The organism is Rhodococcus sp. SJ-2 (genome assembly GCF_053750035.1).
Genome location: NZ_CM132340.1, coordinates 3347067 through 3360680, shown reverse-complemented (window position 1 = coordinate 3360680; position 13614 = coordinate 3347067). Strand labels below are relative to the sequence as shown.

The following is a 13614-nucleotide window of genomic DNA, read 5'->3' as shown; positions in this document are numbered from 1 at the left end:
TCGGCTCGACGGTGTGCGAGGTAGGCGTGCCAGTCACGTTCGGCGATGCAGAACCACCGCGAGGTGGTCTGAGGATGGTTTCCGAGCGGATCGGCAAGCACAGCGGCTCACTTGCTGTGGACGTGACCGATCGGGTCGACGCTGTCGTTGAGGGCCGCACGGGCGGATGCCCACTTGTCGTCGATGCCGAGCGCGGTGCGGAGGTAGACGGTGCTCATCCGCTGAAGTACGGCCACACGCTCCGGGTTCTCGTCGGTGGTCTCCGCGACTTCGTACCCGGGAATCCCGCCCAGGGCGTGCTCAGCATCGCAGAAGGTGATGAGATCGGTGGCGCCGGGACTGTGGGTGTAGGCGTCGGTGAACCAGTCGGGGCCGCGGCTCGACATGTGGGACTGGTCGCGGTCGCCTGCCACGACGAGCGTCGGCGTGGTGAGCTCCCCGAACGACGGATACATGAATGGAAAGTTGGCTTGCGCGAAGGGATGCAGCTCCTCGCCGCCGACACCGGTCGCGGACAGCAGGAGGCCCGCCGCGACCCGACTGTCGGACATGTCCTCCCCGACCTGCCCGTCCTTGCCCAGGATCCGGGCGCCCAGAAGCGCCTGCGCGGTCTGCGCGCCCCAGGAGTGACCGGCGACGGCGATGCGGGTGCGGTCGACCCGTCCGCCCAGTCCAGGGATAGCGGCTTCGACGACGTCGAGTTGGTCGAGGATGCGTCCGAGGTCTGCGATCCGCTCGGTCCAGATGCTCGGGAAGCGGGGGTCGTCGAATCCGATCCCGTAGCGCCGGGAGTCCAGGTGGGTGGGCTGGACCACGACGAAGCCCCGGGAGGCCCAGAACGCGGCCAGAGGCGCATAGCCGTCGTGGTGCCACCCGTTGCCGTGTGAGAACAGCACGATCGGCAGGTCGGAGCCGGTGGCAGACGCGGAGATCCGCACGTCGAGCGGCAGTGCGCGACCACGGGCCGACAGTTCGACGGGGGCAACGGACACGACGGGAGTGCCGTCGCCGACGAGATCGTCGAGGGTGGACACAAGTGGAGTAGTCAGGACGGAAGAGGTCACAACGGGATCCTTTCGAGGGTCGGCTCCCTGCCATGAAATGGAAAACGGAGCGCTGTTCCGAATAATACGGAGCGATGTTCCGGATAGCAACACGTGACAGCATGAAAGAGTGTGTTCTGTGATCGATGAGAGTGGACGCCGCACGAAGCGCGCCGACGCGCGGCGGAACGAACAGGCGCTTCTCGACGCGGCTGCGGCGGTGTTCGTCACGTCCGGGGTAGACGCACCGGTTCGTGAGATCGCAGCGAGAGCCGGGGTCGGAATGGGAACGATCTACCGGCACTTCCCGACTCGCCCGGAACTCGTAGTGGCGGTGTACCGCCATCAGGTCGAGGCTTGCGCCGACGCCGGCCCAAGACTGCTCGAGGAGAGCCCGACCCCAGAAGCCGCCCTACGCGCGTGGGTAGCACTGTTCGTGGAATTCCTGGTCACCAAGCACGGCCTCGCCGGCGCACTGCAAGGAGACAGCGCCGGATCCGATGCGCTGCACGCCTACTTCATCGATCGCCTCGTACCGGTCTGCGCCTCACTCCTCGAGGCCACGTTCGAACATCGCGGCGCCGGACACGTCGCGCCGGTCGACGCATACAACCTGATGAGGGGCATCGGAAACCTCTGCATCGGAGTAGCCGGCGACCCCGACTACGACGCCGACCGCCTCGTTCAGCTCCTCGTCTCTGGTGTACTCAACAGCTCCGATCAATAGACATATGCCGTGACCAGGCAAGACTCCCTAGCGAACCGAACAATCGTTCGAGTTGACCCCGACCACACCACGTGAGATCATCGCTCCACCGGCCTGAATACAGGTCGACCCCGGCAGGTGCGCTAACACCGAACCGGGGTCTGGGCACACGACAGAAAGAGCTGTCATGCACCGTACGGTGGATTCTATCCACACGCCCTTCAGAGGCGTAAATCAGCAACGAGCCGCGAGCGCATTCTTCCGCGCCGGCCGACACATCACCCGCCCGCCAGGTTCTCCACTGACGTCCTGATCTTCGAGCCCCTCGATCCCTGCCGATTCGGCAGCGCGCATCGAGGGGCTCGAGGTGTTCGCCTGCTTCCGCGTGCGCAAGGGCCGTTTCGGTAACCACGGCACGTCGAGAGGCATCGTCGCTCGCCTCCCACAGTACCGACGTCAGCGCATCGACGCTGCGTGCCGGGGTGCCATTCCCCGGCACGAAACCGACTGGGCGCCAGTATCCTTCGTCTCCGCAGCTGGCGGTGGAGCACCCGATCGCGCGGGTCGACACAACCGACCGGGTCCAGTACAAGCCACACGTCACCTCCGACGTGGGGCCAGAAGTGCTGGCCGAGACGGTCTATCGGGGCATGGCGACCGGGCAGCGTTGGGGAAGGGGCCGAAGGCAAGCTCAGGGACCCGTAGGGTCTCCGCACGGTCAGGCGCAGCCGCCCGCAGGGCGCCCGTCAGATCTCTACTCCCCGCCCACCTCGGACCTCGCCACCAGCACCGGGCAATCGGCGGTCTGGATCAGGGCATTGCTGGTGGACCCCAGCAACAGACCCTTGAATCCTCCCCGCCCGCGCGACCCCACCACGAGAAGCTGTGCGCTCTCGGCATATTCACTGAGCACCCGCACAGGCCGGTCGCGCGCGACCACCCGCTCGACAACGACGTCGGGGTACCGTTCCTGATACCCGGCCAGGCCTTCGGCGAGCACGACTTCCTCGCCCGTCTGGATACGGGCCCAATGCGGATCCTCGGGCACCGCGCCCAGCGACGGCTGCACACTGACATCGCTCCACACGTTGACCGCGACGAGGGTCGCGCGCCGTGCGGCAGCCTCCTCGAACGCACACTCGACGGCGGCCCGGCACGACTCCGACCCGTCCACACCGACCACAACCGGGCCCTCCAACGGGGGCGCCCCATCGAGAGTGCGGCCGCGCACGATCACCACGGGAGCAAGGGAGTGGGCGGCCACGGACGTCGACACCGAGCCCGCGAGCAGACCTTTGACCTCGCCGAGTCCACGTGATCCGACGACGAGCCGATCGGCGTGTGACGATAGTTCGACCAGTGTGGGCGCGACCTTGCCTTCGATCTGCTCGGTGCTGATTTCCACCGAGCCGTTGTTGTCGTCGACGACCTTCCGCGCGAGCACCCCCGCATTGGCGAGGCGGTCGCGGGCAGTGGTCTTCATCTCCTCGTGGAAACTTTGCGCAAGGTAGGGCTCCGAGTAGTAAAAAGCCGGAACGTGGACGACTGTGACAATGCGCAGTGGCACCGATCGGGCACTTGCCGCGCGGGCAGCCCAGATCACCGCGCCCGAGGCCGCGTCGGACCCGTCGACCGCAACTACGATCGGCTTGATCTCGCTCATATCCGGAACCTTTCTCCGTGATGGTGACGCCGACCCGGAGAACGGGTCAGCTGCAGATACTCCGCATCTGTTCGATCAGACGGACCCGCCCTGCGGTGTCGCCGGCGAGCGGAGTGACGTTCAGTGTCGTCGCGCCGGCTGTTTCGAACGCTGCGACACGCTCACGCACATAACCTTCGGGACCGATCAGCGAGACGGCGCGCACGAGATCCTCGGGCACGGCCGCCGCCGCCTGCTCCTTCTTGCCGTCGAGGTAGAGCTTCTGAATGAGCGCGGCTTCCTTCTCGAAACCGTAGCGGACGGCGAGATCGTTGTAGAAGTTCTTGCCCTTCGCTCCCATACCGCCGATGTAGAGGGCGAGCATCGGCCGCACCCAGTCGATCATGTGATCGACGTCGTCGCCGATCGCGAGCGCGACCTGGACGTACGTCTGCAGTTCACCCAGCGCGGGGTCGCGCTTGGCTTTGCCCGCAGCCAGCGCGTCGCCCCACACCTCGGCAACCTTCTCCGGGTAGTAGAAGATGGGCTCCCACCCCTCGGCAATCTCGGCGGTCAGCTCGACGTTCTTCGGGCCGATCGATGCAATGACAACCGGGATTCGTTCGCGCACAGGCTTATTGATGATCTTGAGTGGTTTCCCGAGTCCGGTGCCCTTGTCTTCGGGAAGCGGGAGCTGGTAGTACTTGCCCTGGTACTCGACTTTCTCGCGCCGCCATACCTTCCGGCAGATCTCGACGATCTCGCGGGTACGGCCGAGCGGCGCGTGATACGGCACACCGTGGAAACCTTCGATGACCTGCGGACCCGATGCCCCGATTCCCATCACGAAGCGGCCGTCGGACACGTAGTCGAGGCCGGCGGCGGTCATCGCGGTCAGCGTGGGCGTACGGGTGTAGAGCTGGAAGATGCCGGATGCGAGCTCGACCCGCGACGTCTTCGCGGCGATGTAACCGATCTGGCTCACTGCGTCGAATGAATAGGCTTCCGGGACGAACACGATGTCGAGGCCGGCCCGCTCGAGGTCGGCGACCTCGGCGACGGTCTCGGCGAATCCGCCGCTGTAGTTCAAACCCATTCCGATTCGCATGCGCACACCTCAACTCTGCGGCGTGCGGGGCACGCCTGTGGACCGTGCCCCGAACACTACCGCCGTCAGTCTTCGTCCGGACGGACGACCATGACCGGGCAGTGGGCCTCACGCAGGAGCGAATTGCTCGTGGAACCGAGAACGAGCCCCTTGAATCCACCGCGGCCTCGGCTGCCGACCACGACGAGTTGCGCATGCTCGCTCCACGCCTGCAGATGGGTGCGCGGTCCGTCGATGTAGATCTTGCGGACGACGGTGACGTCGGGATAACGCTCGCCGTAGCCTGCCAGGCGCTCACCGAGGAGCACACGCTCGACGTCCTCTAGCGCCTCCGGCTCGAATTCGAGTGGCATGGTCTCGAGGGTTCCGACCTTCAGATCGCTCCAGATGTGCACCGCAACCAGGTCGACGTCCCGGAACGAGGCCTCCTCGAACGCGGCGACGAGCGCATTCTCGCTCAACGGACTGCCGTCGATTCCGACCACGACGGGACGATAGTCGGGTTCGGGTGGCGCGTCCTCACCACGCACGACAACGACAGGACATGCGGCGTGGCCGACGACCGCAACGGGCGTCGAACCGAGGAACATTTCGCCGAGGCGCCCGCTGCCGGATTGCCCGAGCACGAGCATCCGGGTCTCCCGCGACAATCGGACCAGCCATTTCGCGGTGCCCGTGAGGGCCACCGCGGCGGTGACCTCGAGACCGGGAGAGCTCTCCTTCGCGATCTTCTTGGCTTCGCCGAGGACGGCCTTGGCGTCCTCCTCCGCCCACTCGAAGACCCGTGAGGTCTGAACGAAGGGGGTTGCTGCCCAGCCGGTGGTGGCGAAATCGACCGCATGAACGAGGTGCAGAGACAGTCCTCGTTGCGCCGCGGTGGCTGCGGCCCAGCGGACCGCCCGAGTGGACGCGGGTGATCCGTCCACACCGACAGTCACATTGTTGTGGTCCCGAGGTGTTTCACCGTGAGGTTTCACAAGATCGAGACTAGCCCCTAAGGATGTGGTGTGGAATGGACTTTCGTCCCTGCAACCGGAGAAGTAAGTGAGACAACGAGATTCCCTACGCGATCTACGTCACACTAAATTGTCATCCGGGATGCAAATTAACTAGCGTGAGGCCATGCAACTCACCCAGTTCACCGATCTCGGACTGAGAGTTGTCATGCACCTGGCCGCGTCCTCCGCGGACAGCGTGCCGAGAACGAAACTCGTTGCCGAACAACTACATCTGTCGTACGCACATACGACGAAAGTGGTCGCCAGACTGAATGAGCTCGGCGTCGTCACCACCCGCCGCGGACGTGGCGGAGGGCTGGCCATCACCGAGCTCGGTCGCACCGCCAGTATCGGATGGCTGGCGCGGCAACTCGAAGGAGACGAGGAAGTGGTCGACTGCGAGGGAGCGAACCCGTGCCCCCTCCGTCACGGCTGCAAACTCAGGAAGGCGCTGCGCGACGCGCAGGAAGCCTTCTACGCCACGCTCGACGACGTCACCGTCGCCGACCTGGCGACATCGAAGATCGAACCGGTCCTGTTGACCCTCACTCAGCCCACCCCTGACAGGAAATGGAGTTCACCATGACTCTCTCGCCCGAATCCAAGGAAGTCATCGCCGCTACGTTGCCGGCCGTCGGTGCCGCCATCGGCGATATCACGCCCCTCTTCTACAAGAAGATGTTCGCGGCGCACCCCGAACTCGAGCGCAACCTGTTCAACCGGGGCAACCAGAAACAGGGTGAGCAGCAGAAGGCACTCGCCGGATCGATCGCAGCGTTCGCCACCCTCCAGCTCGATCCCGATCCCGCACGCGTCGAGTCCATCCTTTCCCGTATCGCGCACAAGCACGCCTCTCTCGGCATCAAGCCCGACGAGTACTGGATCGTGCACAAGCATCTGTTCGAAGCGATCGTCGAAGTCCTCGGCGCCGCAGTCACTCCCGAGGTAGCGCAGGCGTGGGACGAGCTGTACTGGCTGATGGCGAACACCCTCATCGCACTCGAGGCCGACCTCTACAAGGCCGCGGGCGTCGAGGTCGGGCAGGTGTGGCGCACCGTACGTGTCGCCGAGCGCGTCTACCAGTCCGCCGACACCGTCTCGTTCGTTCTGACATCCCTCGACGGCGCTCCCCTGCCCGCGTTCCGTCCCGGACAGTATCTTTCGGTCGGCGTCGAGCTGCCCGACGGCGCCCGCCAGATCCGGCAGTACAGCCTGTCCAACGCCCCGTCCCGGGGCGACTGGCGGATCACTGTCAAGCGCGTGGCCGCATCCACCGCACCCGACGGCACCGCCATCCCGGCCGGTGAGGTCTCGAACTTCCTGTTCGAGAACTGCTTCGAAGGCGACGAACTCCAGGTGACCACGCCGTTCGGCGACCTCGTGCTCACCGATGAGGACACCCCCCTGTTCCTCGCCTCCGCGGGCATCGGCTGCACCCCCATGATCGGCATGCTCTCGCACCTCGCAGAGGTCGGCGACCAGCGCCCGATCTCGGTACTCCACGCCGACCGCTCCGCAGCCAACCACGCACACCGGCACGAACTCTCGACCCTCGTCGAGAAGATCCCGTCGGCCGATGTCTACCGCTGGTACGAGGACCTCGGTGCGCGTCAACCGCTCGAGACGATCCGTGTGGGACGGGCCGACATCACGGATCTCCCCCTCGACCCGAAGACCCACGCCTACCTTTGTGGACCGCTCCCGTTCATGCTGTCGCTGCGCGAGGCCCTCATCGAACGCAACGTGCCTGCCGAGAACATCCACTATGAGGTGTTCGGCCCCGACAGCTGGGCACCCGCGGGAGCCTGAGGACAGCTGATCGATCAACGGGCAGTGCTCCGGCTTGTCGGCCGGGGCACTGCCCGTTTTGACCGCTACGCTCGATCCATGGACACCGCCTCGCCCGAGGCTGCTCGGGCACTACCCCGACGGTCGAGCGTGCTCGCGCTACTCGCACTGCTCGTCGTCGGGCTCGCGGCGGTGCTGCTACCCCCCTCCCCGACGCCGCGCGCCACCGACGCGCCCGCCGACGTGTTCAGCGCCGGACGCGCCGCCGCCCACATCGAGGCGATCTCCGCCGAGCCCAGGGTCCTCGGCTCGCCCGCACACACCGCTGCCCGCGAGTACCTCGTCGGGGAACTCGAGGCGCTCGGCTGGCGCACCTCCGTCAAGAGCGGCGTGGGCTGGTACTCACCCACCGACGGAGCAACGCAGCGCGGCGCCCGAGTGCACAACATCGTCGCGCTCTTCCCAGGAACGGACCCCACCGGGACGGTGGTGCTCGCCGCCCACTACGACACCGTGCGTGGTTCACCCGGCGCCGCCGACGACGGTATCGGTATCGGCACCGTCCTCGAATCCGCGCGCGCGATCACGGCCGGTCCCGCACCGCGCAACGACGTCATCGTCCTGCTCACCGACGGCGAGGAAGACGGCCTCCTCGGCTCTCAGATGTTCACGCAGACGCGCTCACCGTCCCTCGGCCCCACCGTCGTCCTCAACCACGAGGCACGCGGCAACGCAGGCATACCCGTCACCTTCCGCATCACGGACCCCAACGGCGCCCTCATCGAGACGCTTGCCCATGCACCCGGCGCCAACGCCGATTCGTTCACCCAATTCGGGTTCGAACTGCTTCCCAACGACACGGATTTCAAGCATTTCGCCGCTGCCGGGTTCCACGCGTACGACACCGCGATCGCGAGGGGATCGGCGTACTACCACAGCCCCCTCGACACCCCGGACCGGCTGAGCCACGAGTCGCTGCAACAGATGGGCGATACCGCCCTCACCGTCGCGCGCGAACTCGTCGAGTCCGACCTCACCGCGCTCGACTCCAGGGGCCAGGAGGTCGTCACCGCAGCGCCCTGGGGATTGATCCACTATCCGCGCTGGGTGGAGATCGCGCTGACGGGACTCCTCGTCGTCGCGGTCGGATGGCTGGTCGCTGCGCGGATTCGACGCGGTGAAGCCACGTACTGGAATGTCGCCGCCGCCACCGGGGTCTCGGCAGTCACGGTGGGGATCGCGGCATTCGCCGCATGGCTTCCGTGGTTCGTCGCGATGCGCCTCGCTCCCGGCATGGCCTCCCCTGTCTCGAGCGAGCCCTTCCGTCCGGGTGTCTACCAGCTTGCCGCCGTCTTCGCGGCGGCGGGCGTGCTCGTCACGACCTACCTGTGGGCCCGAACGCGCCTTCCGGCCGCATCCTTCGTTGTGGGGGCGTTCGTCCTGATCGCCTTCACCTCGGTGATCGCATTGCCGTACGTCGGTGTCGCATCGGTGCTGGTTCTGCCCGCACTGCCCGCTCTCGCAGGAATGCGGATCGCTCGCTTCCTCACTGATCGTCCACCGCTTCCGACCCTTTCGGTGGCGGTCGGGGCCGTCCCCGCCGCACTGCTCCTCGTCCCTGCCGTGGTGATGTCGTTCGATGCGGGACTCATGTTCGGAGCTCCGCTCGCAGGCATATTCGTCGCGGTGCTGTTCTCCCTGACCCTCGTGCTCTGGGAAGCGGTGCTCCCGTCGTCCGCGACCCGGGTCGGGCGCGTCTCCGTGACGCAGATGGCCGGAACCGCAGCCATCGCGTCGGTACTCGTGTGTGCACTCGTCGCGGGCTATCTCAACCGCGACGGCGCGACCGATCCGCGACAGGAACACCTGTGGTACGCACTCGACAGCGACCGAGACTCCGCAATCTGGGCGTCCCCGGACTCCCCGCGCTCGGAATGGAGCCGGGAACTGCTCGTCGACCCGGCGAGCCCCCTGCCCGCGGAATTCCCCTGGCGAGACGAGCCGATGGCGCACGGTCCGGCGCCCGTAGCACCTCTTCAGGCACCCGAGATGGAGGTGCTCGACGACACTGCTGCAGGCGGCGCCCGTGAGCTTCGGCTTCGCCTGTCGTCTCCCAGGGGCGCGAACGCCATCGGACTGTGGGTCGACAGCACAACGGCCACTGTCCACGGCGCAACCGTCGACGGGCACCGAGCGGAACCGGCCGACGACTTCGGATTCCGATTCTGGGCAGCGGGTCCGGAAGGAGTCGAGGTGACCCTCACCCTGAGTGTCCTCGAAGATCGAGTGGGACTGCGCCTGATCGATCTGTCGGACGACTTGAGCGTCGTACCCGGCTACGAACCACCGACGGATCGAACGGTGATGGCGCCGACGGTCATCGTCAGCCGGTCGTTGCGGATCTGATCGACTCGCAACGCAACGAGACGAAGATCGACACACCGATGATCGATACACCACGGCCGGACGCGGTACGGTCCGCGCCTACGCACCCCACTCGTGTACGGGTCTGCCGTCGGTCATCGCCGCGACGTAATCGCGGAGCATCCCCGACAATGCGGTGCGACGACCTTCGCCCGCCGCTTCACGTCGCGCGACATGCTCGCGTTGCCATGCCGCTCCGGTTTGCCGATTCAGACACCGGCCCTCGATGATCCCGAGGTAGCGGTCGCGCGCACGGGCCGAGAGCCCGAATGATTCCAGCCCTCGATCCGCCAGGGGCAGCAACCGGCGCAGGACGAGCTCGTCGGCACCGACCCAGCCCAGTTTCGGCCAGTACAGCCGGGATTCGAGTCCGAACTTGGCACCGATGATCAGGTTTTCTTCGGCCGCGTCGAATGTCATCCGCCGCCACAACGGGTCGTCGTCCTCGACGAGCGCTCGCAGCAATCCGTAGTAGAACGCCGCGTTCGCCATGGTGTCGAGGACGGTCGGCCCGGCAGGCAGGACACGGTTCTCGATCCGCAGGTGGGCCTGACCGTCACTGATGTCGTAGACGGGCCGGTTCCATCGATAGATGGTGCCGTTGTGCATCTGAAGCTCACGCAGTTGAGGAATCAGGCCCGCATCGAGTTCCGCGGCGGGGTCGGAGTCGGTGATCTCAGGTAGCAGCGCAGTGAAGTAGCGGGAGTTCTCCTCGAACAGGTCGATCGGGGACTCGATCCAGCGTTCCCCGAACCACACTCGTGGACGCACGCCCTGGTTCTTCAACTCGAGCGGCCGGGTATCCGTGGCCTGGGCGAACAAGGGAATCCGGCTCTCGTGCCACAGCGCCTTACCCGCCAGGAACGGCGAATTCGCTGCGAGCGCCACCTGCACCCCCGCCAGACACTGCGCCGCGTTCCAATGTGGCGCGAAATCCTCGGGTGCCACCCTCAGATGCAGTTGCAGCGAAGTGCAGGCCGCTTCGGGTACCACCGAGTTGGTGTCGGCGCGTAAGCGTTCCACCTCACCCGTACCGGGGAGCGGCACACCGTCGAGGTCGAGTTCGATGTCCTCGCCTCGTGCTGCGAAGATCTGCTCGTTGAGTGCCTCGTAGCGGGGATTGGCGGTGATCCGGTCTCGGCCGAGATGGTCGAGTTCGAGGGTCGGCAACATCCCGATCATCACGAGCTGGGCATCGAACTGGTGCATCCGCTCGTCCGCGCGCCGAAGCGAGTGACGAAGGGATTGTTCGATTTCGATCGTGGCGTCGCCGGACAGCGGACCCGGTTCGACATTCATCTCGACGTTGAACTGGCCGAGTTCGGTCTGGAAGACCGCATGGTCGTCGATCGCCTGGAGAACTTCCAGGTTGGACATTGCCGGAGCCATGTCGTCCTGGACGAGATTGAACTCGATCTCCATGCCGAGCTGCGGTTCCGGCGAAGAATGCGCATCGGCGAACGCACCGTCGCGGAGCATACGTTCGAGCGCGCTCATGCACTCGCGGACCTTGTGCCGGAACTGTCGGCGGTCTGCGCCGGTGAACGAACGAGCAGAAATCTCTGTGCCCACGTGTTCTCCCCGGTCTGTGCCGACAGATCGCTCTGCAGGCGTCTACGCAGATCTGATACTTCTGCCACCTGCGTAGCAGGCGGTGAAGATGAAACTACCGCACGGCCACCCGAAACACCGGAGCATGTGTGCGTCCGTGAACACGAACACACCCGGCCGCGAGGCCGGGTGTGTTTCGAAGTGTTGCCGGTAGCGGCGGTCAGACTGCGCGGTAGCCGCTCCAGTCGGCGACAACGCCGCGGTCACTGAGCCAGGTGTTGGGGTTGGTCTTGTTGCCTGCCTCGTCCCACACCTCGAAGTGCAGATGCGGTCCGGTGGACCAGCCACGGTTGCCGACGGTGGCGATCTGCTGACCCGCGGAGACGCGCTGACCCGCGGAGACCTGATAGGTGTCGACGTGACCGTAGACAGCGGTGGTGCCGTCGTCGTTGAGAACGCGAACCCACTGGCCGTAGCCGGAGGCGGCGCCTGCGTCGAGGACCGTGCCGTCGGCGGCAGACTGAATCGGAGTGCCGATAGGGGCAGCGATGTCGATTCCGCCGTGGTGCGAGCCCCAGCGCGCACCCCAGTCGGACGTGAGCGTGCCCGACACCGGCTGCACCGTGTTCGGCTTGATCGGGTTGAGGTTGTCGAGCCAGTTGCCGCCACCGGTGAATTGGTCCACCAGACCCTGGACCTCGACGGGCAGCTGCGGGGCGCCTTGCTCGGCGGGAGTGGTGATGCCGGGGATCGCGGGAAGCTCGATGCCCTCGGGCAGCTCGAACGGAAGCTGCGGGGCGGGAGCCGCCTGGACCGGGCCGTGATCGTGGCCGGGGTGGGCGGCAGCGGTGCCTGCGGTGAACTGCGCGCCGATGGCCATGAACGCGCCGGTGGCGCACGCCACGGTGGCCGCCTTGGCCGGAGCCGACGGGCCCGTCGGCTCGATGCGATGACGCCCACGCTGGGTCGATCCGACCGTCAGGTCGATCTCGAATGCCGATGCATCTTCGCGTGTCCGCTGGTGCCGTGCCACAGTCGCTGTCCCGTTCGTAGTCCCGATTTCGGCCGGCGCGTAACACCCCGGTCGTTCCTGGCGATTCAAGGTAACAAAACGATATACGTCCGGTCCAGCGTTACCTCTTTGCAATCCCACAGAGCGGGAACCGAACCAACCGGTCGGTAACAAACAGCGAATTTCCGGCTCTCTTCGCACAGCGCGGGAGCGACCGCTACACTCACAGCGCGCCGCGATTCGGTCCACCGAACCGGCGCGCGCCTTCGTAGCTCAGGGGATAGAGCAACCCTCTCCTAAAGGGTAGGTCGCAGGTTCGAATCCTGCCGAGGGCACACACTCTCGACGCATCTACCCGGGGCTACAAGCCGACCTTCTCCAGCGCGGCCTCGTAGACATCCATCGCTTCTTCCACCGACTTCCCCTCGGCAAGCGCGGCGGCATACACCGCGCGCAGTTCGTCGCCCTGCTCCTCGAACTTCGCCGTCCATCGTTCGGCGTCCTCACGCCAGTAGCCGACGATGTCGTACTGCTCACGCGACCATCCGAGCGAACGTAGATGCTTCTTGGCCGCGCGGATATCGGCGGCCTCCCCCGAGAACCAGCAGTATCCGTCGGCGGGCAGGTCCAGTTCGGAGAGCGCCGCGGACAACCGCGTGCGCGACACACCGTTGCCGCTGCCGACGAGTTCGACGATGTCGGTGTTCTGCCGCGCGGGCAGGTACTCGAGTTCGCTGCGGTCGAGTACTTCGGCGAGGACGGTCACGTGCACCGAAGGATCGGTCTGCTCCAGAACCCTGGCCATTGCAGGCAGCGCAGCAAGGTCTCCGGCAAGGACGTGACGCGTCGCCGATGGCGGAGGTTCGTGCCATGAACGCGGACCGGCCATCAGCACACGCCAGCCGGGCTCCGCTGCTCGCAGCCACTCGATCGCGGGACCGTGCTCGTGCTCCGCGAAGTCGACCACCATCTCCCGGGACTCCGCGTCGTATGAGCGCACGGTGTAGTTGCGGTGCCCGGCGCTTCGCTCCTCGTCGACGATCTCCCAGCCGCCCAGAGCATTCGGATTCTCGCTGGGGCGCGCGTGCAGTTCCTCACCGTCGCGTGAGAGATAGAACGCCACCGACTCGTCGGCCGCAGCAAGCGGAAGGTAACCGTTGCCGGTCCCCTCCCCGATCCGGAGGCGTGCACGCAGCAGGTGTGCTGCAACCTGCTCACGCGCGACCAGCGTGGCAACAAAATTCTCCCACTTCATTAGGCCAGGCTAACCGATGGCAGATCGGGGCCTGTGACTGCCGTAACACTGCCGGACTCGAAACCGTCCCTCGATGATCGACGGATC

Annotated in this window: 11 protein-coding genes and 1 tRNA gene; 5 read left to right on the top strand and 7 right to left on the bottom strand. The window is 66.0% G+C overall.

The features are described from left to right. Positions 1-107: 107 nt before the first annotated feature. Positions 108-1064, bottom strand: coding sequence for an alpha/beta fold hydrolase (locus ACSYG9_RS15760; protein ID WP_440123461.1), 957 nt, complete (start codon positions 1062-1064; stop codon positions 108-110). Between the two features lie 118 nt (positions 1065-1182). Between ACSYG9_RS15760 and ACSYG9_RS15755 the strand changes: the two genes are divergently transcribed. Then, positions 1183-1770 carry a TetR/AcrR family transcriptional regulator gene (locus ACSYG9_RS15755; protein ID WP_454839070.1) on the top strand — a complete coding sequence of 196 codons (588 nt, stop codon included), beginning with the start codon at positions 1183-1185 and terminating at the stop codon, positions 1768-1770. Positions 1771-2503: 733 nt separating this feature from the next. Here the strand turns inward: ACSYG9_RS15755 and ACSYG9_RS15750 are convergent. From ACSYG9_RS15750 to ACSYG9_RS15740, 3 genes are all read right to left on the bottom strand, one after another. Further along, on the bottom strand, positions 2504-3412 hold the full coding sequence (locus tag ACSYG9_RS15750; protein ID WP_440123459.1) for a universal stress protein: 909 nt from the start codon (positions 3410-3412) through the stop codon (positions 2504-2506). Between the two features lie 46 nt (positions 3413-3458). Next, a complete protein-coding gene (locus ACSYG9_RS15745; protein WP_454839069.1) occupies positions 3459-4499 on the bottom strand; it encodes an LLM class F420-dependent oxidoreductase in 1041 nt (346 codons plus the stop codon). Positions 4500-4564: 65 nt separating this feature from the next. Next, positions 4565-5476, bottom strand: a complete 912-nt coding sequence (locus ACSYG9_RS15740) for a universal stress protein (protein ID WP_440123457.1) — start codon at positions 5474-5476, stop codon at positions 4565-4567. A gap of 145 nt (positions 5477-5621) precedes the next feature. Here ACSYG9_RS15740 and ACSYG9_RS15735 point away from each other — a divergent pair, with 145 nt between their 5' ends. The 3 genes from ACSYG9_RS15735 (at position 5622) to ACSYG9_RS15725 (ending at position 9691) form a co-directional block, all read left to right on the top strand. After that, positions 5622-6083 carry an Rrf2 family transcriptional regulator gene (locus ACSYG9_RS15735; RefSeq protein ID WP_440123456.1) on the top strand — a complete coding sequence of 154 codons (462 nt, stop codon included), beginning with the start codon at positions 5622-5624 and terminating at the stop codon, positions 6081-6083. Continuing rightward, a complete protein-coding gene (locus ACSYG9_RS15730) occupies positions 6080-7306 on the top strand; it encodes a globin domain-containing protein (protein ID WP_440123455.1) in 1227 nt (408 codons plus the stop codon). Before ACSYG9_RS15735 ends, ACSYG9_RS15730 begins: the two co-directional genes overlap by 4 nt. A 78-nt stretch (positions 7307-7384) precedes the next feature. Then, positions 7385-9691 carry a M28 family peptidase gene (locus ACSYG9_RS15725; protein ID WP_454839067.1) on the top strand — a complete coding sequence of 769 codons (2307 nt, stop codon included), beginning with the start codon at positions 7385-7387 and terminating at the stop codon, positions 9689-9691. Between the two features lie 78 nt (positions 9692-9769). Here the strand turns inward: ACSYG9_RS15725 and ACSYG9_RS15720 are convergent, their stop codons facing one another. Beyond that, entirely contained in the window at positions 9770-11281 is a 1512-nt protein-coding gene (locus ACSYG9_RS15720; protein ID WP_454839066.1) for a glutamate-cysteine ligase family protein, read from the bottom strand. Positions 11282-11480: 199 nt separating this feature from the next. After that, on the bottom strand, positions 11481-12293 hold the full coding sequence (locus ACSYG9_RS15715) for a peptidoglycan DD-metalloendopeptidase family protein (protein ID WP_440123452.1): 813 nt from the start codon (positions 12291-12293) through the stop codon (positions 11481-11483). Positions 12294-12534: 241 nt separating this feature from the next. Here ACSYG9_RS15715 and ACSYG9_RS15710 point away from each other — a divergent pair. After that, positions 12535-12607 (top strand) — tRNA-Arg (locus ACSYG9_RS15710). Between the two features lie 26 nt (positions 12608-12633). On the opposite strand, the gene ACSYG9_RS15705 is transcribed toward ACSYG9_RS15710, so the two are convergent. After that, entirely contained in the window at positions 12634-13527 is an 894-nt protein-coding gene (locus ACSYG9_RS15705) for a siderophore-interacting protein (RefSeq protein WP_454839064.1), read from the bottom strand. Positions 13528-13614 lie beyond the last annotated feature (87 nt).

Excerpts from the sequence above, each read along its gene's own strand:
- ACSYG9_RS15750 (WP_440123459.1), bottom strand. The coding sequence starts at position 3,412 with ATGAGCGAGATCAAGCCGATCGTAGTTGCGGTCGACGGGTCCGACGCG.
- ACSYG9_RS15745 (WP_454839069.1), bottom strand. The coding sequence starts at position 4,499 with ATGCGAATCGGAATGGGTTTGAACTACAGCGGCGGATTCGCCGAGACC.
- ACSYG9_RS15735 (WP_440123456.1), top strand. The coding sequence starts at position 5,622 with ATGCAACTCACCCAGTTCACCGATCTCGGACTGAGAGTTGTCATGCAC.
- ACSYG9_RS15730 (WP_440123455.1), top strand. The coding sequence starts at position 6,080 with ATGACTCTCTCGCCCGAATCCAAGGAAGTCATCGCCGCTACGTTGCCG.
- ACSYG9_RS15725 (WP_454839067.1), top strand. The coding sequence starts at position 7,385 with ATGGACACCGCCTCGCCCGAGGCTGCTCGGGCACTACCCCGACGGTCG.
- ACSYG9_RS15705 (WP_454839064.1), bottom strand. The coding sequence starts at position 13,527 with ATGAAGTGGGAGAATTTTGTTGCCACGCTGGTCGCGCGTGAGCAGGTT.